Origin of the sequence: Streptomyces sp. NPDC021622, from assembly GCF_040640795.1 — a bacterium.
Taxonomy (GTDB): Bacteria; Actinomycetota; Actinomycetes; order Streptomycetales; family Streptomycetaceae; genus Streptomyces.
In genome coordinates this window covers 221,603-240,191 of sequence record NZ_JBFACK010000013.1, presented here as the reverse complement: position 1 = coordinate 240,191, position 18,589 = coordinate 221,603, and the positions used below count along the sequence as shown (strand labels likewise).

At 68.9% G+C, this 18,589-nt stretch carries 14 protein-coding genes; 10 read left to right on the top strand and 4 right to left on the bottom strand.

Going from position 1 to position 18,589, the window contains the following annotated elements; all coding sequences use genetic code 11:
- Position 1: 1 nt before the first annotated feature.
- From AB0G47_RS26110 to cseC, 4 genes are read left to right on the top strand one after another with little or no spacing between them, the layout of a single operon-like run.
- The gene (locus AB0G47_RS26110; RefSeq protein ID WP_135333345.1) at positions 2-550 is read left to right on the top strand and encodes a SigE family RNA polymerase sigma factor; all 549 of its coding nucleotides are present in this window, start codon (positions 2-4) and stop codon (positions 548-550) included.
- Positions 551-570: 20 nt separating this feature from the next.
- Positions 571-1,191, top strand: coding sequence for a hypothetical protein (locus AB0G47_RS26105; RefSeq protein WP_360774454.1), 621 nt, complete (start codon positions 571-573; stop codon positions 1,189-1,191).
- A gap of 11 nt (positions 1,192-1,202) precedes the next feature.
- Positions 1,203-1,913, top strand: coding sequence for a two-component system response regulator CseB (gene cseB / locus AB0G47_RS26100; RefSeq protein ID WP_360774451.1), 711 nt, complete (start codon positions 1,203-1,205; stop codon positions 1,911-1,913).
- A 37-nt stretch (positions 1,914-1,950) separates the two neighbouring features.
- Positions 1,951-3,303 (top strand): two-component system sensor histidine kinase CseC, encoded by a 1,353-nt coding sequence (gene cseC / locus AB0G47_RS26095; RefSeq protein WP_360774448.1) that lies wholly within the window; start codon positions 1,951-1,953, stop codon positions 3,301-3,303.
- 204 nt (positions 3,304-3,507) lie between these two features.
- Here cseC and AB0G47_RS26090 read toward each other — a convergent pair whose 3' ends face one another.
- Entirely contained in the window at positions 3,508-5,160 is a 1,653-nt protein-coding gene (locus AB0G47_RS26090; RefSeq protein WP_360774445.1) for an MDR family MFS transporter, read from the bottom strand.
- A gap of 164 nt (positions 5,161-5,324) precedes the next feature.
- Here AB0G47_RS26090 and AB0G47_RS26085 point away from each other — a divergent pair, with 164 nt between their 5' ends.
- Positions 5,325-5,906: a TetR/AcrR family transcriptional regulator gene (locus AB0G47_RS26085; protein WP_360774442.1), complete on the top strand. Its 582-nt coding sequence runs from the start codon at positions 5,325-5,327 to the stop codon at positions 5,904-5,906.
- A gap of 22 nt (positions 5,907-5,928) precedes the next feature.
- Here the strand turns inward: AB0G47_RS26085 and AB0G47_RS26080 are convergent, their stop codons facing one another.
- Positions 5,929-6,618, bottom strand: coding sequence for a M23 family metallopeptidase (locus tag AB0G47_RS26080; protein WP_360774439.1), 690 nt, complete (start codon positions 6,616-6,618; stop codon positions 5,929-5,931).
- Positions 6,619-7,094: 476 nt separating this feature from the next.
- Between AB0G47_RS26080 and AB0G47_RS26075 the strand changes: the two genes are divergently transcribed.
- On the top strand, positions 7,095-10,178 hold the full coding sequence (locus tag AB0G47_RS26075; RefSeq protein ID WP_360774436.1) for an NACHT domain-containing protein: 3,084 nt from the start codon (positions 7,095-7,097) through the stop codon (positions 10,176-10,178).
- A gap of 63 nt (positions 10,179-10,241) precedes the next feature.
- Here AB0G47_RS26075 and AB0G47_RS26070 read toward each other — a convergent pair whose 3' ends face one another.
- Positions 10,242-10,427: a hypothetical protein gene (locus AB0G47_RS26070; protein ID WP_360774433.1), complete on the bottom strand. Its 186-nt coding sequence runs from the start codon at positions 10,425-10,427 to the stop codon at positions 10,242-10,244.
- 241 nt (positions 10,428-10,668) lie between these two features.
- Here AB0G47_RS26070 and AB0G47_RS26065 point away from each other — a divergent pair, with 241 nt between their 5' ends.
- The 4 genes from AB0G47_RS26065 to AB0G47_RS26050 all read left to right on the top strand — a co-directional run bounded on the left by AB0G47_RS26065 (position 10,669) and on the right by AB0G47_RS26050 (position 15,733).
- The gene (locus AB0G47_RS26065; RefSeq protein WP_360774430.1) at positions 10,669-11,556 is read left to right on the top strand and encodes a helix-turn-helix transcriptional regulator; all 888 of its coding nucleotides are present in this window, start codon (positions 10,669-10,671) and stop codon (positions 11,554-11,556) included.
- Between the two features lie 9 nt (positions 11,557-11,565).
- Positions 11,566-11,748 (top strand): DUF397 domain-containing protein, encoded by a 183-nt coding sequence (locus tag AB0G47_RS26060; RefSeq protein ID WP_360774428.1) that lies wholly within the window; start codon positions 11,566-11,568, stop codon positions 11,746-11,748.
- A 944-nt stretch (positions 11,749-12,692) separates the two neighbouring features.
- The gene (locus tag AB0G47_RS26055; protein ID WP_360774425.1) at positions 12,693-13,040 is read left to right on the top strand and encodes a DoxX family protein; all 348 of its coding nucleotides are present in this window, start codon (positions 12,693-12,695) and stop codon (positions 13,038-13,040) included.
- 128 nt (positions 13,041-13,168) lie between these two features.
- Positions 13,169-15,733 carry an NACHT domain-containing protein gene (locus AB0G47_RS26050; RefSeq protein WP_360774422.1) on the top strand — a complete coding sequence of 855 codons (2,565 nt, stop codon included), beginning with the start codon at positions 13,169-13,171 and terminating at the stop codon, positions 15,731-15,733.
- 144 nt (positions 15,734-15,877) lie between these two features.
- Here the strand turns inward: AB0G47_RS26050 and AB0G47_RS26045 are convergent, their stop codons facing one another.
- Entirely contained in the window at positions 15,878-18,406 is a 2,529-nt protein-coding gene (locus tag AB0G47_RS26045; RefSeq protein WP_360774419.1) for an ATP-dependent Clp protease ATP-binding subunit, read from the bottom strand.
- Positions 18,407-18,589: the final 183 nt, after the last annotated feature.

Sequence of the window (18,589 nt, the reverse complement as noted above, 5' to 3'; positions counted from 1 at the left end):
TATGGCGCACGGCGAGGTGCTCGAGTTCGAAGAGTACGTCCGCACTCGGCAGGACGCCCTGCTGCGCAGTGCCCGGCGCCTGGTGCCCGACCCGGTCGACGCCCAGGACCTCCTTCAGACCGCACTGGTGCGGACGTACGGCCGCTGGGACGGCATAGCCGACAAGCGGCTCGCGGACGCCTATCTGCGCCGCGTCATGATCAACACGCGTACGGAGTGGTGGCGGGCCCGCAAGCTCGAAGAGGTCCCCACCGAGCAGCTGCCCGACGCAAGCGTGGAAGACTCCACCGAACAGCACGCGGACCGCGCCCTGCTCATGGACATCATGAAGGTGCTCGCACCCAAGCAGCGCAGTGTCGTCGTGCTGCGACACTGGGAGCAGATGTCCACAGAGGAGACGGCCGCCGCACTCGGCATGTCGGCAGGAACGGTCAAGAGCACGCTGCACCGGGCGCTCGCCCGGCTCCGCCACGAGCTGGAGAGCCGGGACAGCGAGGAACCCGCGGGCGGCGCGCTCGAACGTGAGGAGCGGGAGCGTTGCGCGGCCTAAGCACCCGGGCCAGAAGGACCATGAAGGCGGGGAGTACGGCAGTGGCCGTACTCGCCGCCGTCGGCCTTTTGCTCACCGCCTGCTCGGCCGGCGGCTCCGGCGCCCGCGACGAGGGCCCGGCCAACCGCGGCGAGACGGTGGTGTCGCCATCGCCGACCGTGGCGCCTTCGACATCGGCGGCGCCCGCGCCCGCGGCGGATGTCGACCCCGTGCAGCTCATCAAGAGCGACCCGAAGGTCAGCCAGTCGGTCAAGCGCGAGCTGCAGCCCTGCTCGGCCGACGACTACCCCGTCGACGTCTCGTACGGCAACCTGACCGGAGGATCCGCGTCCGATGTCGTCGTGAACGTCATGTCCTGCGACGACACCGTCGGCACCGGTACGTACGTGTACCGCGCCGAGGGCAAGAAGTACCAAAATGTCTTCCAGGACGAGGAGCCACCCGTCTACGCGGAGATCGACGGTGGTGAGCTGGTGGTCACCAAGCAGGCGTACCAGAAGGGTGATCCGGTGGAGTTCCCGTCCGTCGAGGACGTCATCACCTACCGCTGGACCACGAACCGCTTCAGGGAGACCGACCGCCACCGCACTCACTACGGCAGAGCGGCGGGCGGCGAGGCTCCCGCCCCGACGGAGAACTGAGAGAGCACCCGATGGCTGAGCACACCCACGTCCTGTTCGTCGAGGACGACGACGTCATCCGTGAGGCGACGCAGCTCGCGCTCGAACGGGACGGGTTCGTGGTCACCGCGATGCCCGACGGCCTGCTCGGCCTTGAGGCGTTCCGCGCCAACCGCCCCGACATCGCGCTGCTCGACGTGATGGTGCCCGGCCTCGACGGCGTCTCGCTGTGCCGCCGCATCCGCGACGAGTCCACGGTCCCGGTGATCATGCTCTCCGCGCGTGCCGACTCCATCGATGTCGTCCTCGGCCTGGAGGCGGGCGCCGACGACTACGTGACCAAGCCGTTCGACGGCGCCGTGCTCGTCGCCAGGATCCGCGCCGTGCTGCGCCGCTTCGGCCACGCGAGCGGTCCGAACGCGGCGCCCGCGGCCGGTGAGGCCGGCTCGCCGGACGGCGGCGTGCTGCACTTCGGCGATCTGGAGATCGACACGGAGGGCATGGAGGTCCGCAGGGCCGGCGCTCCGGTGGCGCTGACGCCGACCGAGATGCGGCTGCTCCTGGAGTTCTCCTCCGCGCCCGGCACGGTCCTCTCCCGCGACAAGCTCCTCGAGCGGGTGTGGGACTACGGCTGGGGCGGGGACACGCGCGTCGTCGACGTCCATGTGCAGCGGCTGCGTACGAAGGTGGGCCAGGACCGCATCGAGACGGTCCGCGGCTTCGGCTACAAGCTCAAGGCATGAGGGACATTCACCGCCAGGCGGATCGCAGGGGACGCATATGAGCAGGGGGACGCTGGGCTCCTGGCTGCGCCGGACGGTTGGCTGCCGGCTGCGCACCGGTGTGCGCTGGAAGATCAGCGCGGCGATCGCCCTGGTCGGAGCGCTGGTCGCGGTGGCGCTCAGCCTTGTCGTACACAACGCGGCGCGCGTCTCGATGCTCGACAGCGCGCGCGATTTCCAGGACACGAAGCTCGCGTACATGCAGCGGGGCTACGAGAACTCCGCGGGCCGGGCGGTCGGCTTCAAGATCGACGACCCGGATCTGCCGGACGCGCTGCGGGACAAGGTCGTGGCCGGGCGGCGCGGGACGTTCGTGGAGGAGCATGCCGACGGCGTGCCGGACATCTGGGCCGCCGTGCCGCTCAGCGACGGCCGCATCCTGTCGCTGCACACGCCGCTGCCCGACCGCAGCACCACCGTCATGAAGGACCTCGACCAGGCCCTGGTGATCGGCTCGATCTCGGTCGTCTTCGGCGGCTGCGCGCTCGGCGTGCTGATCGGCGGCCAGCTGTCACGGCGGCTGCGCAAGGCGGCGGCCGCGGCGCAGGACGTCGCCCAGGGGCAGACGGATGTCAGCGTACGAGAGGCCATCGGCGGCGTCGTACGCGATGAGACCGATGATCTGGCACGGTCGGTGGACGCGATGGCGGACGCCCTGAAGCAGCGCCTCGAGGCCGAGCGGCGGGTGACGGCGGACATCGCGCACGAGCTGCGTACGCCGGTGACGGGCCTGCTCACGGCGGCCGAGCTGCTCCCGCCGGGCCGCCCGACCGAGCTGGTCAGGGACCGCGCGCAGGCGATGCGCACGCTCGTCGAGGACGTACTCGAAGTCGCCCGCCTCGACAGCGCGGCCGAGCGTGCCGAGCTGCAGGACATCATGCTGGGCGAGTTCGTGACCCGGCGGATCGCGGTCCTCAACTCGGACGTGAAGGTCACGGTGGTGCACGAGTCGGAGGTGACCACCGATCCGCGCCGCCTGGAGCGGATCCTCGGCAACCTCCTCGCCAACGCGGCCAAGCACGGCAAACCGCCGGTCGAGGTCAGTGTCGAGGGCCGCGTGGTGCGGGTCCGCGACCACGGCCCCGGCTTCCCCGCGGGTCTCCTCGCGGAGGGCCCGAGCCGCTTCCGCACCGGCAGTTCGGACCGCGCGGGCGTCGGCCACGGCCTGGGCCTGACGATCGCGGCGGGCCAGGCGCGCGTCCTCGGCGCCCGCCTCACCTTCCGCAACGTGACGCCGGCGGGCGTGGGCCCCGACGACCCGGCGGAGGGCGCGGTGGCAGTCCTCTGGCTCCCGGAACACGCCCCGACGAACACGGGCAGCTTCCCGATCTTGCAGCTGCCGGACATGTAGCGGGCGCGGGCCTCGCTCGTTGTGGGCAGGCGTTCCGCAGGGCGAGTGGGGTCTCCCCTGCTCGAGCGGAGTCGAGAGCTTGGGGAAGGGTGGGCACAACGCCAGCTGCCGGGTGCCGGAACCCAAGGGACCAGGCCAAGAAACGGGCCCCCGGCGCCAGAAGGCACCGGGGGCCCGTTCAGCCGGGGGTAGGCGGACCGCAGGTCAGACGACCTCTGCAACCGTCGCCCGCGGCGCAGCCCCCGCGGCGTCCCCAGCCGCACCCTCGACCGCCCCACCGGGCCCGGAATCCTCCGGCCCGGAGTCCTTCGGCCCAGCCCCCCGCAGCGGGACCTCCTTCACGAAGAAGGCCGCGACCAGAGCGACCACCCCGATCGCCGAGCCCAGCAGAAACGCCGAGTGCGTACCGGAAGACACCGCGTGCTGATACGCGTCCCGCACCGCCTCCGGCAGCTTCGCCAGACTCGCCGCATCCAGCTGCGCCGACTTCTCCGTGACGTTCCCGCCGAGCGACCCGGCCCGCTCCTCCATGACGTCGTTCACCCGGTTGTTGAACAGCGCGCCCATGATCGCGACGCCGAACGAGGAGCCGAGCGTACGGAAGAGGGTGGTCGACGAGGACCCGACGCCCATGTCCTTCATCTCGACGCTGTTCTGCGCGACCAGCATGGTGATCTGCATCAGGCAGCCCATGCCCGCACCGAGTACGGCCATGTAGAGCCCGGAGGTCACCCGCGAGGTGTCCGTGTCCATCTGGGCCAGCAGGAAGAGCCCCACCACCATCAGCGCACCGCCGACGATGGGGAAGACCTTGTACCGCCCGGTGTTGGTCGTCACCCGCCCCGCGATCAGCGAGACGACCATCATCGCGCCGAGCATCGGAAGCAGCAGAAGCCCGGAGTTGGTGGCCGAGGCCCCCTGCACGGACTGCTGGTAGAGCGGCAGGAAGAGCACCGCTCCGAACATCACGAAGCCGGTGATGAAGCCGATGACGGACATCAGCGTGAAGTTGCGGCTCTTGAAGATGTGCAGCGGCATGACCGGCTCGGCCGCCTTCGTCTGGACGAAGAGGAAGCCGATGAGCGAGGCGACGCCGATCCCGATGAGCTCCATGATCACGGCGGAGTCCCAGGCGTACTCCGTGCCGCCCCAGGTGGTGACGAGGACGATGGAGGTGATGCCGACGGTCAGCAGGGCCGCGCCCAGGTAGTCGATCCGTACCTTGGACCGCTTCTTCGGCAGATGCAGCACCGCGCTCACCGCGAGCAGGGCCACGACACCGAGCGGCAGGTTGATGTAGAAGGACCAGCGCCAGCCCCAGTGGTCGGTGATGGTGCCGCCGACCAGCGGTCCGCCGATCATGGCGAGCGCCATCACGCCGGCCATCATGCCCTGGTACTTGCCGCGCTCCCGCGGCGGAACGAGGTCACCGATGATCGCCATGACGCCGACCATCAGACCGCCGGCGCCGAGTCCCTGGAGGGCGCGGAAGCCGATGAGCTGGCCCATGTCCTGGGCCATGCCGCTGGTCGCGGAGCCGACCAGGAAGATGACTATGGACGTCATGAAGGCGCCCTTGCGCCCGTACATGTCGCCGATCTTGCCCCAGATCGGGGTGGAGGCGGCGGTGGCGAGGGTGTACGCGGTGACGACCCACGACAGATGCTCCAGACCGCCGAGCTCGCCCACGATGGTCGGCATCGCGGTGCCGACGATCATGTTGTCGAGCATCGCGAGCAGCATCGTGACCATCAGCGCCAGCATGACGACACGCACACTGCGCTGCGGTGGCTCCGCCTTGCCGGCTGGGCCCGCCGGGCCCTCCGCCTGTTCCTTCGGTTCCTTGGTCTCCGCCATGTTCCCCACTCCCCGGTAACCCCGACCTCGCCGCTACTTACTTGCCGCCCGGCAAGTTGACTACACTGAGGGAAACTAGACCCCTAACTAGCCGGGCGTCAAGTAAGTAAATTCGAGTCCTTCGAGTCCAGGGATTCGAGCCGAGGGAGCCGAGGAGCACCGAGATGGTCACGGGCACGGGCAAGCAGCAGCGCCGCGGGAACACCCGTCAGCGCATCCAGGACGTGGCCCTCGAACTCTTCGCCGAGCAGGGGTACGAGAAGACGTCACTGCGCGAGATCTCCGAGCGCCTGGACGTCACGAAGGCGGCGCTCTACTACCACTTCAAGACCAAGGAAGACATCCTCACCAGCATCTTCGAGGATCTGACCAGGCCCATCGACGAGCTGGTGGAGTGGGGCAAGGAACAGCCCCGCACCCTGGAGATCAAGCGGGAGATCCTGACCCGCTACAGCGAGATCCTCACCGGCGCGGCGCCGCTCTTCCGCTTTATGCAGGAGAACCAGGCGACGATGCGGGACCTGAAGACGGGCGAGACCTTCAAGGACCGCATGTTCAGCCTGCTCGACATCCTCAAGGAGCCGGGCGCCCCGATGACCGCCCAAGTGCGCTGCTTCAGCGCGCTGTTCACGATGCACGGCGGCATGTTCGTCCTCAAGGACGCCGAAGGCGACCCCGAGGAGAAGCGCAAGGCCATCCTCGAGGTCGCCATCGATCTGGTGACACGGGCGCACGAGGGCGCCTGAGTCGTACTGCGGTCTATAGCTGTCAGACGGTGACGCCGTTGGAGCGCAGGAACGCGACGGGGTCGACCGCGGTGCCGTAGTTCGGGGTCGTACGGATCTCGAAGTGCAGGTGCGGGCCGCTGGAGTTGCCGGTGTTGCCGGAGGCGGCGATGTGCTGCCCCGTGGCGACGGCCTGGCCGACGCGCACGTCGATCTTGGACAGGTGCGCGTACTGCGAGAAGGTGCCGTTGCTGTGCTTGATCACGACGGCGTTGCCGTACGCGGGGCCGTCACCGGCGCCGTTGCCGCCGGCCTTGACGACGGTGCCGCCGTGCACGGCCTCGACCGAGGTGCCGATCGGCACCGCGAAGTCCTGGCCGGAGTGCTTGGAGGACCACATGCTGCCGCCGAGACCGAAGGACGCGGAGAGCGTGTACTTGTCGACCGGGTCCTGCCAGGAGGAGGCCTTCTTCGCCGCGGCCTGCTTGGCCTGCGCGGCCTTCTTCGCGGCGGTCTGCTTGGCCGTCTCCGCGGCCTTGGCCTGAGCGGCGGCCTGGGCGGCGATCGAGTTGCTGGAGATGCCGGGCAGCGCACCGGCGCTGTCGGCGGCGGCCGCGACACCGGATCCGAGAACTGCCGATGCTCCGAGCCCGAGGGCTGCGACGCTGACGACGGCGGTCCGCGTACGGAGCAGGGACAGGCCGGAATGGTGGGTCTTGGCGCGCTTCGACATGCTGGATTACCTCCGGGATGGGGAGCGTGGTTCGGCTCGCGTCGGCGGGCCGGGCATAAAGGCACCCGGCACACGCAGCTCTGCGCCCCGCCGGGTTGGCCATACCTTGGTAACCCGCACCCCCACCCATGCTCAAACCCCCCATCTACTACTGAAAGCCGTAGCTCGGGGCGGCCCTTTCGCCCCCTTGACACCCACCAAATCCGACAATTCCCCCTTCGGCTACTTGCCGGAATTAGCTACCGAAGACGGGTTTAACCCCACATAGCGGAGGCCCTCGGGCCCACACCCGCCCGCATCGAAGGCTCCGCACCCCGACGCGCCGAAGGTCCCGGAGGTTGCGGACCGAAGGTCCCGACCAGATCCCCGTACGTCACCACTATTCCGCCTAGTATCGGACATAACGCCTGTGCGTCATGTCACCGGGGACCGAGATCCACATCCCCCGGAATGTGACCGGCACTACGCTCACGCGCATGGATCCCGTGGCCATCGGCACCCGCCTCGCGTCGGCGGCCGTAACCCCTCTGATCAAGAAACTCTTCGTACGAGAGGGGCCAGGGGCAGGCCTGGTGGACCGTCCCGTACGCCTTTCCGGCCTGGTCTCCTTCAGAGGCGAGAAGCGCACGCTGACTCAACAGGACCTGGCAATGCTGGCCGCCGCCCTCGTCCGCCAGGCCCTGCGCACCGGAGAGCGGGCGATCACCGCCGACGAGGAACGGGCGGTGGCGGACGCCCTGACCCGCACCCTGCACGCGCTCGGCGACCTCACCCTCAGCGACGTGGAGGCGGTCGAACTGGGCCACGGCCCCCTGGCCGCCCGCCTCCGCCAGGCCGCCGACCGCCCGGACCGCGACCTCTCGGCGGACGCCACGTACTTCTACGAGCGCCTGCTCGACACCACCTGCCTGCACATCCTGCACTTCTTCACGCAACGCTCGACCTTCGTGGCCGCGACGCTGGTGGCACAGAGCCGCCGCCAGGCGGACCTGATCGCGAAGATGGACGAACTGATATCCCGCAGCCCGCTCCCCGGCGCGGAGGACGTGGCCTTCGAGCAGCGCTATCTCGCGTACGTCGCGAAGAAGCACGGGAAGCTGACGATCTTCGGGATCGACCTGGCGAATTCGCCGGGGCGGTGGCCGTTGGATGCGGCGTATATGTCGCTGGAGGCGAGGCACCAGCTGTCCCTGGAGGAAGTTGCCCTCGCGGGCCCCGAGCAGTGGGCGGCCCAGATGGACCGCTCGGCCCCCGTACCCCACCCCGCCGACCAGGCCCTGGCCGACCACGACCGCGTACTCCTGAGGGGCGAGGCAGGCTCCGGCAAGACCACACTCGTCCAGTGGCTGGCGGTGAGCGCATCGGGCGGCCCCGCCACCCAGAACCGCATGACATACCTGCACGACCGCATCCCCTACGTACTCCCCCTGCGCACCCTCACCCGCCACGGCGAGCGCCTCCCCGCCCCGGCGGACTTCCTCGCGGCGGTCGGCTGCCCGCTCGCGGGAACACAGCCGAAGGGCTGGGAATCCCGGGTCCTTGCGGCAGGCCGCGGCCTGATCCTGGTGGACGGCATCGACGAGATCCCGGAGCCGGAACGCGCCCGCACGCGCGCGTGGCTCACGGACCTGATCGACGCGTACCCCGGCAACCGGTGGCTGGTCACCTCCCGCCCCTCGGCGATCCGCGAGGACTGGCTTGCCGATGAGGGCTTCACCGAGCTGACACTCGCCGAGATGAGCCGGACGGATGTGGCGGCATTCATCGCCCGCTGGCACGCGGCCGCCGCGACGGGCACCCCTGACGAGGACGCCGCGCTGGCTTCGTACGAGAAACAGCTCCTGGAAGCGATCGGCTCGAAGTCGGACTTGGGCCGCCTGGCCACCAACCCCCTGATGTGCGGCCTGATCTGCGCCCTGCACCGCGACCGCAGGGGATTCCTCCCCCTCAGCCACAAGGACCTCTACACAGCGGCTCTTTCGATGCTCCTCGTACGCCGTGACCGCGAACGCGACATGGAAGTCCCGGAGATACGCGAGGAGCCCCAACTCCAACTACTGCAACGCCTCGCCCACTGGCTGATCCGCAACGGCCGTACAGAGATGGATCGTTCGCGGGCGGAGGCGATCATCGCGGACGCGTTGCCGGCGGTGCCGGAGCTGGCGGCGCTCGGCGACGCGGCGGCGGTGTACGCGCACTTCCTGCACCGCAGCGGCCTGCTGCGCGAACCCGCCCCGGACACAGTCGACTTCGTACACCGCACCTTCCAGGACTTCCTGGGGGCGCGGGCAGTCCTGGACGAGGGTGACTTCGGGCTGCTGGTCGGCAACGCGGCAAACGACCAATGGGCGGACGTCATCCAGATGACGGTGGCGCAGGCGCGGCCGCGTGAACGGGTGCACATCTTCCGGGACTTGCTGGCGTCCGGGGACGAGCATCGACTGGACGACCCGGCCCGGATGCGGATCCATCTCCTCGCGGCGGCCTGCCTGGAGCATGCGGCGGAGTTGGAGCAGGCGGTCCGGGGGGACGTGGAGCGACGGATGAGGGAGTTCATTCCGCCGCAAAGCCCGAAGGCCGCCCGAGCGCTCGCGGCGGTCGGGCCTCTGGTGCTCGGTCTGCTGCCGGGCCCTGACGGCCTGAGCGACGAGGAAGCCCTGCACGTCACCATTGCCGCGACGCACCTCAAGTCGGACGCGGCGATCCCGTTCCTCGCGCGCTTCACACAACACCGCAACTTCAGAGTCGACAGCCAGCTCATGTGGGCCTGGGACCGCTTCGACTGCCGACTCTACGCGGAACAGATCATCACCCGACTCGACGACAACACCACGCAGTTCAGCATCCGCAGCGACGCGCAGGCAGCGGAGCTGGAACGCCTCGGGCTGTTCCCGGGAATGCTGGACATTCGAGCCACCGCCTCCCCGGAGGCCGCCTCCCGACTCCTCACCGCGTGCGAGCCCACCAACCTGCGGCTGATGATCGCTCCGTCCCGCCTGACTCCGGAGGCACTCGCCGCACTGCGCAAGGTGAACCACCTGTTCGTCATCGACGTCAAGGAGCCCTGGAGCCTCGCCGCGATCCCGGCCGAGACACCACTGCTCGGCCTCTCCGTCCTCAACTCGGAGGATTCCCTCACCGATCTGCCGTACGTGACCACGTGGCAGCGGCTGGAACGGCTCACCTTCGGCCGCTTCCGGGGACCGATGTCCGAGACGGAGTGGCAACTCCTGACCCGCCTCCCCCACCTGGCGGATCTGACGGTGCCGCCCAGCAGCATCGCCTGCGCGCCCTCCGAGTTCAGCCTGCCCCAGGTCCGCCTGCTCTGCCTCAGCGGCACCGACGGCTGGGAAGCCGCAGCACCGCGCATCGCGGAACTCTTCCCCGAGGTCACCGAGATCCGCCTCTTCTCGTTCCCCGACCAGCAGACGGCCGACCTCACCTCACTGTCGCTCCCCACGACCCTCCGCAGCATGACCGTCCCGGCCACCCAGGTATCCGGTGCGGAGAACCTCCCCACCCACATCGAGGTAGAGACCTACCGCCCCATCACCGATTGAGCTGAAACCACACCCCTTTGCCGCCCCCGGTGGGCGTCACCCCACACACATCCGACAACGCGGTCACGAGAAACAACCCCCGCCCACCGGTGTCTTCAGCGGGAGCGCGGCGGATTCGGCCAGATGCCCGAGCCCGAGGGTCTCCAGCGCGCTGCGCACGAAGTCCCGGCAGATCTTGGGTGAGGTGGCACTGGCCGGGGTGAACAGGGTGTAGGTCTGCGGAAGTTGAGAACTCTCGGGTACGCCCATCAAACGCCTCCCAGGCGTCGGGTCCGCTGTGACGGTCACTCACGCGCAAGGGCCCGCCGGCAGTTGCGGTCAGGCATGGCTGCGCTGCGTCGACAGCGAGGCTTCCGGCATCTCTGCGTGAGCGTCGCCGCACTCAGCGTAGGGAATAACTCCACATAACTGCAACCTACTCTGCCTATTGAGTGGACTCCCGCTTACCGCAGCGGAACACTGAGGCCCAATCAGATAGGGAAGGCTGCACGTGGCACTGCGGATCAACATCAGCGAGCGCCAGCGACGCGTCGGGGCCGAACTACGCAAAGCGCGCCGACAGGCCGGAATCGCTGTCGGCGAAGGCGGCCGCCTCATCGGCATGGGTGGCCCGCACCTCACTCATGTCGAGTCCGGCCGCACCGGAATCCCGTCCCAGCGGCTCCGCGAGCTACTCAAAGCGTATGGCTGCAAGAATGAGGAGTACGTCGACGCTCTGGTGGACCTCGCCGAGAGCAAAGGCAGAGGCTGGTGGACCGAGTACCGCAAGTCCCTGCCTCAACGCAGCCTTGATCTGGCCGAGTTGGAATCCCGTGCCACATCGATCCAGAGTTACGAGACCCTCCTCATTCCAGGGCTGCTCCAGACCGAGGCCTACATGCGGGCCCTCTTCTGCAGCTCGCGACCAGGCGCCTCCCCCGCAGAGATCGACACGCTTGTCGGCTACCGCCGCGCACGCCAGCAGATCCTCGCGGACGGCTCTCCCACGACCATCCACGCCGTCATCCACGAAGCCGCTCTACGCATCACCGTGGGCAGTTCGGATGTCATGCGAGACCAACTCACACACCTACTCCGCTCTGCCCAGCGCCCGGGGACCACGATCCAGATCTTGCCCTTCGACGCCGGGGCCCGCGCCTGGTTCGGCACGCCGCTGCTGATCCTCGGCGCAGGTGTGCCTGGACTGGAGACAGTGATCGTCGAGCACCCGGCGGAGCCCCTCAGACTTGGTGACATCGAATCCATCGCCCGCTACAGGAGCACCTTCGACTCACTGAGCCGGAACTCGCTCCCCCGTGTGACAGCCGATGGCTCCCCGGGCAGCCACGAACGTCGGGACTCCTGGGGGCTCATTCACCACGTCCTCTATACCTACTAGGAGTACGTCATGGCCGAACTCACCTGGCAGAAGTCCACTTTCAGCGATGGGGCAGGCGACAACTGCGTCTACGTGGCCGCCACGTCCAAGGGAACAATCCGCCTCCGCGAAAGCGACATCCCGGAGACCGCCCTCACCACGACCCCCAAGGCCCTGTCGGCCCTAATACGCACCCTCACAGCAGGCGCCTGAGGGCGGGGCTTTGCCGGGCCTGTGGCTTTGATTGGTGCCGGGGCCGCCCGGTTGTCCTGAGGTTGGCGATTCCGGGCCGGGAGTCAAGGGCGCTCCTTCGTCGCGTCGGCTGCGCCGATTCCGCTGCGCTCCACCCTTGACACCCGTCCCTCCACCGCACGGAGGAGATGACCGGGCGGCCCTGGAAGCGGGGCTCTCGGGGACTGCCGGTCGGGTCATCGGGCTTGTCTGCCGGGTGCGGACTGGTTCGTATCAGTGCGGCCGGGTGGGAGGGGTGCGCGGCCGGTCCGGGGAGCGGTGCCGGTCTCGTCAAGCGTCTGGCGTCCGGATCTTCCGGGGTGACCGTCACGCCTCACAGGCTGGGTGGGGGTGGGGGACCTACTTTGGGAAAGTAGTGTTCTGGCACAAGGGGGGCGCGCGGCACCGCGAAACGCAACTTTGCCGAAGTAGGTTCCCCACACCCCCCTCTCTCTTCTTCTCTCCCGGCCGGGGCCGGAAGATCCGGTCGGCAGACGCTTGACGAAGCCGGCACCCATCCCCGAGCCGACCGCGCCCCCTCCCGCCTCCCGCCCCTTCAGTCGGCGGCACGCTGCGACGAACAAGTCCGCACCCGGCGCTCAAGCCGGATGACCCATCCCCGCAGTCCCGTGAGCCCCGTTTCGTGGCCGCCCGGTCAAATCGCTTCTCGCGGTGGAGGGTTGGGTGTCAAGGGTGGAGCGAAGCGGAATCGGCGCAGCCGACGCGCAGCGCAGCGGAGCGCCCTTTACACCCGGCCCGGAACCGCCAACCTCGGGACAACCGGGCGGCCCCGGCAAGAACACAACGCCGCGAGGAAAAGCCTCCCTCCCCACCGGTCACACTCCCGCGACGCGCTCCGTCATAGCAGCGAGGCACCACCAAGGGCACCAGCCGGAGCCCCCCTCGCCCCCAAGAAGGAGCACCCCATGTCCACCGCCCACATCATCGTCACCCTCCTCGCCGCCGCCATGACCGCCTTCTCCGCCACCTCCGTCTTCCTCCGCTCCAAGTGGGTGGTGGAGCCCATGGCCGACTACGGCGTCCCCATGACCTGGCTCCCCTGGCTCGGCACGGCCAAGGCCGCGGGAACCCTCGGCCTCCTGGTCGGGCTCTTCGTACCCGTCATCGGGGTCGCGGCCGCAATCAGCCTGATCCTGTACTTCGCCGGCGCCGTCATCACCGTCGTACGCGCCCGCTGGTACACCCACATCCCCTTCCCCCTGATCTACGCGGCGCCGGTGGTCGGCGCCCTGGCCCTGGGGCTCGCCGCCTGAGCGAAGAGCCCAAGCCCAAGCCGAGCCCGATCCCGAGCCCAGATGCCTCCCACCATCCCGACATCCACGCGGAGTTCACCTAACCTTGACGCTCCAAGACAACCCACCCGCAGGGACCCCCAATGTCCATGGAGCCCGTTGTCCGCATTCCCACGACGCTCGCCGCTCCGCTCGTTCAACGGCTCATCCGCACCACAGTTCAACAGCCGCCCAGCGCACCGGAGTTGATTGCCGCCCTCGCCACCTGGCGAGGGCCCGACGCGCCGGCGACCCCGGACGACGTCCACCGCACGGCCGCCGAGTTCGTCCAGCTCGCCGCCGAGGCGCACACCGCGCCCGGCGGTGAACTCACCGGCATCGCCGATGTGTTGGCCAGGACCCTGCTGGCCGTCGGCGAACTCGACCTCACCGACGTCGACGCCGTGCGGCTCGGCCCGCAGGACTACGCGCGGCGGCTGCGCGGCGCCGTGCAGGGCGCGGACCGGGACCTGTCCCCCGACGCCGCCTGGTTTCACGACGAGTTGCTCGTGGCCGTGTGCCTGCATGTGCTCTATCACTTCGTACGCCGCTCCCCGCACATCCAGCAGCAGATGCCCGGACGCTCCAGCCGCATACGCCAGCTCGTCGACCTGAACGACGCGGAGGCCGCCGCCCGGCAGCCCGAACGCTCCCAGGAGGACCGGGACTTCGAGGCCCTGTACGCCGAGGAAGTCGTACGGCAGCACGGCTGGCTCACCATCGTCGGCGTCGACCTCGCCAACGCGCCGGACCGCTGGCCCCTGGAGGACACCTACCTCAGCCTGGAGGCCGAGGAGAGCAGCGGCAGCGGAGTGCCGGGCGAGCCGCGGACCGTGCTGCTCGCCGACCGCGCCCTGGAGGGGCACGAGCGTGTGCTGCTGCGCGGTGACGCGGGCTCGGGCAAGACGACTCTCGTGCAGTGGCTCGCGGTCGCCGCGGCCCGCGAGGGCGCCCGGGTGCCTTTCGTGCTCCCCGTACGCCGCTTCGCCCGCGAAGGCTTCCCCGCCCCGGACGACTTCCTGCACGCCATCCGCCACCCACTGGCCGACCGCGCCCCGGAGGGCTGGGTCGTCCGTACGCTCCTCGCCGGTCGCGCCATGCTCCTGGTCGACGGCATCGACGAGGCCCCGGAGGCGAGCCGCGGCGAACTGCGCGGCCAGCTCCGCCGTCTCCTGCGCATCTTCTCCGGCAACGGCTGTCTGGTCACCTCGCGTCCTTCCGCCGTCGAGGACGGGTGGCTGGCCCAGGAGCGCCTCGCCGAGGAAGGCTTCCGGGAGCTGTCGCTCGCGCCCATGTCACGCGACCAGGTCACCCGGTTCATCCACGACTGGCACGCGGCCGCGCTGAGCGACGAAGCGTGCAAGGAGCAGCGCGACCGCGACGAGCTGAGGGAGTACGAGCAGCGCCTTCTGCACTCCGTACGCATCTATCGCGAGCTGCGGCAGCTCGCCACCAACCCCCTGATGTGCGGGCTGATCTGCGCCCTCAACCGCGACCGCTCGGGCTCGCTCCCCAACGGCCGCAAGGAGCTGTACGACGCCGCCCTGGAGATGCTCCTCCAGCGCCGCGACCCCGAGCGTGATGTCTTGTACGCCGATGATGTGCGGCTCCAGCAGGGGCCGCGCGAGCTGCTGCTGCGCAAACTCGCGCACGCGATGGTCGAGGAAGGCGTATCGGAGCTGCCGCGCCACCGCGTGGTCGGCATCCTGGACGCGGCCCTGCCCGCCATCCCCTCCGCCCGCGCGGCGGGCGACGGCGAGAAGATCTTCCGGCATCTGCTGCACCGCACAGGGCTGCTCCGCGAACAGGCGGGCCTCTCCGTGGACTTCATCCACCGCACCTTCCAGGACTATCTGGCGGCCAAGGAGATCGTGGCCCGCGGGCAGTTCCGTACGCTCGTGGAGCACGCGCACCGCTCCGAGTGGGAGGAGGTCATCCGCATGTCCGCCGCCCACGCACGGCCCGAGGAGTGCGCCGACTTCCTGGAGCGGCTCCTGGCCGCCGCCCCCAACCTGCGCCGCCCGCACGTGAACCACCGGCGCCTGATGGCCGCGGCCTGCCTGGAACACGTCACCGAGCTCGACCCCGCGGTGCAGCAACTCGTCCACGACCGCACCAAGAACCTCGTACGCCCCACGAACGAACTGGCCGCCCGCAGCCTCGGCTGGGTCGGCCCCATCGTCCTGGAGCAGCTGCCGGACCCCGAGCAGGTGCCGAGCGACCAGCAGGCGCTGCTGCTCGCCATCACGGCGACCCGCGTCCAGGACGACGCCGCGATCGACTACCTCGCCCGCCTGCGCCACCGCTCGGCGCTCTCCATCCGCGCGGAGCTGGTCCGCCCTTGGCGGCACTTCGACACGGAGCGGTACGCGCGCGAGATCATCGCCCATCTGGATCCGGTCGGCCTGTACTTCCCCGTCTCCGACACCGCCGAGCTCGCGGCACTGCGGCATCTTGGCGGACGGCCCTGGATCCAGGTGGTCGGCGTCATGCGCACCGAGGAACTCCTGGACGGCCTTGAGCACGAGCAGCTCACCCATCTCTGGATCACCGCGGAGCTCGCCGATCCGGACATGTCCTGGCTGGCCGGCTTCCCAAACCTGAGCGTGCTCCGGGTGAACCCGCGACTGCCGCGGGTACGGAACGTACCGGAGGGCGTGACGATCACGTCGTAAGGGGCGCCCCGTAAGGGGCGCGGGGAACTGCGCGAGCAACCACAACGCACCCGCAGTCAAAATCAAACCCATAAAAAGGGGCTGCCCCGGATCGCGACAAACGATCCGGGACAGCCCCTGCACTGCTCAAGGCGGGCCGCAGGCCTACGCCTCCTTGCTCAGGTTGGGCCCGGCGCCGCCGCCCGCGGCCTGCTCGATCGGCGGGACATCCGGCAGCGCCGTCTTCTCCTCGCCACGGAAGGTGAACTTGGCGGTCTCGCCCTCGCCCTCCGTGTCGACGACCACGATGTGGCCGGGGCGCAGCTCGCCGAAGAGGATCTTCTCCGACAGGATGTCCTCGATCTCGCGCTGGATCGTCCGGCGCAGCGGCCGGGCGCCCAGGACCGGGTCGTAACCCTTCTTCGCGAGGAGCGACTTGGCGGTCGAGCTGAGCTCGATGCCCATGTCGCGGTCCTTCAGGCGCTCGTCCACCTTGGCGATCATGAGGTCGACGATCTGGATGATGTCTTCCTCGGTGAGCTGGTGGAAGACCACCGTGTCGTCGACACGGTTCAGGAACTCCGGGCGGAAGTGCTGCTTCAGCTCGTCGTTGACCTTGGTCTTCATGCGCTCGTAGTTGGTCTTGACGTCACCCGACGCGGCGAATCCCAGGTTGAAGCCCTTGGAGATGTCACGCGTGCCGAGGTTGGTCGTCATGATGATGACCGTGTTCTTGAAGTCCACGACCCGGCCCTGGGAGTCGGTCAGGCGACCGTCTTCCAGGATCTGCAGGAGCGAGTTGAAGATATCCGGGTGGGCCTTCTCGACCTCGTCGAAGAGGACGACCGAGAACGGCTTGCGGCGGACCTTCTCGGTCAGCTGACCGCCCTCTTCGTAACCGACATATCCGGGCGGCGAACCGAAGAGACGCGAGACCGTGTGCTTCTCGCTGAACTCCGACATGTCGAGCGAGATCAGGGCGTCCTCGTCACCGAAGAGGAATTCGGCGAGCGTCTTGGAAAGCTCCGTCTTACCGACACCGGACGGGCCGGCGAAGATGAACGAACCACCGGGGCGCTTCGGGTCCTTCAGACCGGCGCGCGTACGCCGAATCGCCTGCGAAAGCGCCTTGATGGCGTCCTTCTGACCGATGACCCGCTTGTGGAGCTCGTCCTCCATGCGGAGCAGCCGCGAGGACTCCTCCTCGGTGAGCTTGAAGACCGGAATGCCCGTCGCCGTGGCGAGGACCTCGGCGATGAGCTCGCCGTCGACCTCGGCGACGACGTCCATGTCGCCGGCCTTCCATTCCTTCTCGCGCTTGGCCTTCGCCGCGAGCAGCTGCTTCTCCTTGTCGCGGAGAGAGGCCGCCTTCTCGAAGTCCTGGGAGTCGATGGCCGACTCCTTGTCGCGGCGGACACCGGCGATCTTCTCGTCGAATTCGCGCAGGTCCGGCGGCGCGGTCATCCGGCGGATGCGCATCCGGGAACCGGCCTCGTCGATCAGGTCGATGGCCTTGTCCGGCAGGAAGCGGTCCGAGATGTACCGGTCGGCCAGGGTGGCGGCCTGGACCAGCGCCTCGTCCGTGATGGAGACCCTGTGGTGGGCCTCGTAACGGTCGCGCAGACCCTTGAGGATCTCGATGGTGTGCGGCAGCGACGGCTCCGCGACCTGGATGGGCTGGAAGCGGCGCTCGAGGGCCGCGTCCTTCTCCAGGTGCTTGCGGTACTCGTCCAGCGTGGTGGCGCCGATGGTCTGCAGCTCACCACGGGCGAGCATCGGCTTCAGGATCGAAGCCGCGTCGATCGCGCCCTCGGCGGCGCCCGCACCCACCAGGGTGTGGAGCTCGTCGATGAACAGGATGATGTCGCCGCGGGTGCGGATCTCCTTGAGGACCTTCTTCAGGCGCTCCTCGAAGTCACCGCGGTAGCGCGAACCGGCGACGAGCGCGCCCAGGTCCAGGGTGTAGAGGTGCTTGTCCTTGAGGGTCTCGGGCACCTCGCCCTTGACGATGGCCTGCGCCAGGCCCTCGACGACGGCGGTCTTGCCGACGCCGGGCTCGCCGATGAGCACGGGGTTGTTCTTCGTACGGCGGGACAGCACCTGCATGACCCGCTCGATCTCCTTCTCGCGCCCGATGACCGGGTCGAGCTTGGACTCACGAGCGGCCTGGGTGAGGTTCCGGCCGAACTGGTCGAGCACCAGGGACGTGGAGGGCGTGCCCTCGGCAGGACCGCCCGCGGTGGCGGTCTCCTTGCCCTGGTATCCGGAGAGCAGCTGGATGACCTGCTGCCGCACCCGGTTGAGATCGGCACCCAGCTTGACCAGGACCTGGGCGGCGACGCCCTCGCCCTCACGGATCAGGCCGAGCAGGATGTGCTCCGTGCCGATGTAGTTGTGGCCCAGCTGAAGGGCCTCGCGGAGCGAAAGCTCCAGGACCTTCTTGGCACGGGGGGTGAAGGGGATGTGCCCGGACGGAGCCTGCTGGCCCTGCCCGATGATCTCCTCCACCTGCTGGCGGACCGCCTCGAGCGAAATCCCGAGGCTCTCCAGGGCCTTAGCGGCGACACCCTCGCCCTCGTGGATCAAGCCCAGGAGGATGTGCTCGGTGCCGATGTAGTTGTGGTTGAGCATCCGGGCTTCTTCCTGAGCCAGGACGACAACCCGCCGCGCGCGGTCGGTGAACCTCTCGAACATCGTTAATCGCTCCTCAGAGCGGTCAGAAAGATTGGGGACGATCCCCTCCCTGTCCTTCCGCAGCTTAGTCCCGCAAGCGGGGACCGCTCATTCCAACTGCCGACACCCGGCCGAGAACAAGAGGTGCCTCCTGACCCCGAACGCCGACAACTGCTCCAACCCGATGGTGCGAGACGATGTTCC

Bases quoted from the DNA above. Each gene is read 5' to 3' on its own strand.
- AB0G47_RS26075 (WP_360774436.1), top strand. From the start codon at position 7,095: ATGGATCCCGTGGCCATCGGCACCCGCCTCGCGTCGGCGGCCGTAACC.
- AB0G47_RS26110 (WP_135333345.1), top strand. From the start codon at position 2: ATGGCGCACGGCGAGGTGCTCGAGTTCGAAGAGTACGTCCGCACTCGG.
- AB0G47_RS26085 (WP_360774442.1), top strand. From the start codon at position 5,325: ATGGTCACGGGCACGGGCAAGCAGCAGCGCCGCGGGAACACCCGTCAG.
- AB0G47_RS26050 (WP_360774422.1), top strand. From the start codon at position 13,169: ATGGAGCCCGTTGTCCGCATTCCCACGACGCTCGCCGCTCCGCTCGTT.
- AB0G47_RS26090 (WP_360774445.1), bottom strand. From the start codon at position 5,160: ATGGCGGAGACCAAGGAACCGAAGGAACAGGCGGAGGGCCCGGCGGGC.
- AB0G47_RS26055 (WP_360774425.1), top strand. From the start codon at position 12,693: ATGTCCACCGCCCACATCATCGTCACCCTCCTCGCCGCCGCCATGACC.
- AB0G47_RS26060 (WP_360774428.1), top strand. From the start codon at position 11,566: ATGGCCGAACTCACCTGGCAGAAGTCCACTTTCAGCGATGGGGCAGGC.
- AB0G47_RS26070 (WP_360774433.1), bottom strand. From the start codon at position 10,427: ATGGGCGTACCCGAGAGTTCTCAACTTCCGCAGACCTACACCCTGTTC.
- AB0G47_RS26080 (WP_360774439.1), bottom strand. From the start codon at position 6,618: ATGTCGAAGCGCGCCAAGACCCACCATTCCGGCCTGTCCCTGCTCCGT.
- AB0G47_RS26045 (WP_360774419.1), bottom strand. From the start codon at position 18,406: ATGTTCGAGAGGTTCACCGACCGCGCGCGGCGGGTTGTCGTCCTGGCT.
- cseB (WP_360774451.1), top strand. From the start codon at position 1,203: ATGGCTGAGCACACCCACGTCCTGTTCGTCGAGGACGACGACGTCATC.
- AB0G47_RS26105 (WP_360774454.1), top strand. From the start codon at position 571: ATGAAGGCGGGGAGTACGGCAGTGGCCGTACTCGCCGCCGTCGGCCTT.
- cseC (WP_360774448.1), top strand. From the start codon at position 1,951: ATGAGCAGGGGGACGCTGGGCTCCTGGCTGCGCCGGACGGTTGGCTGC.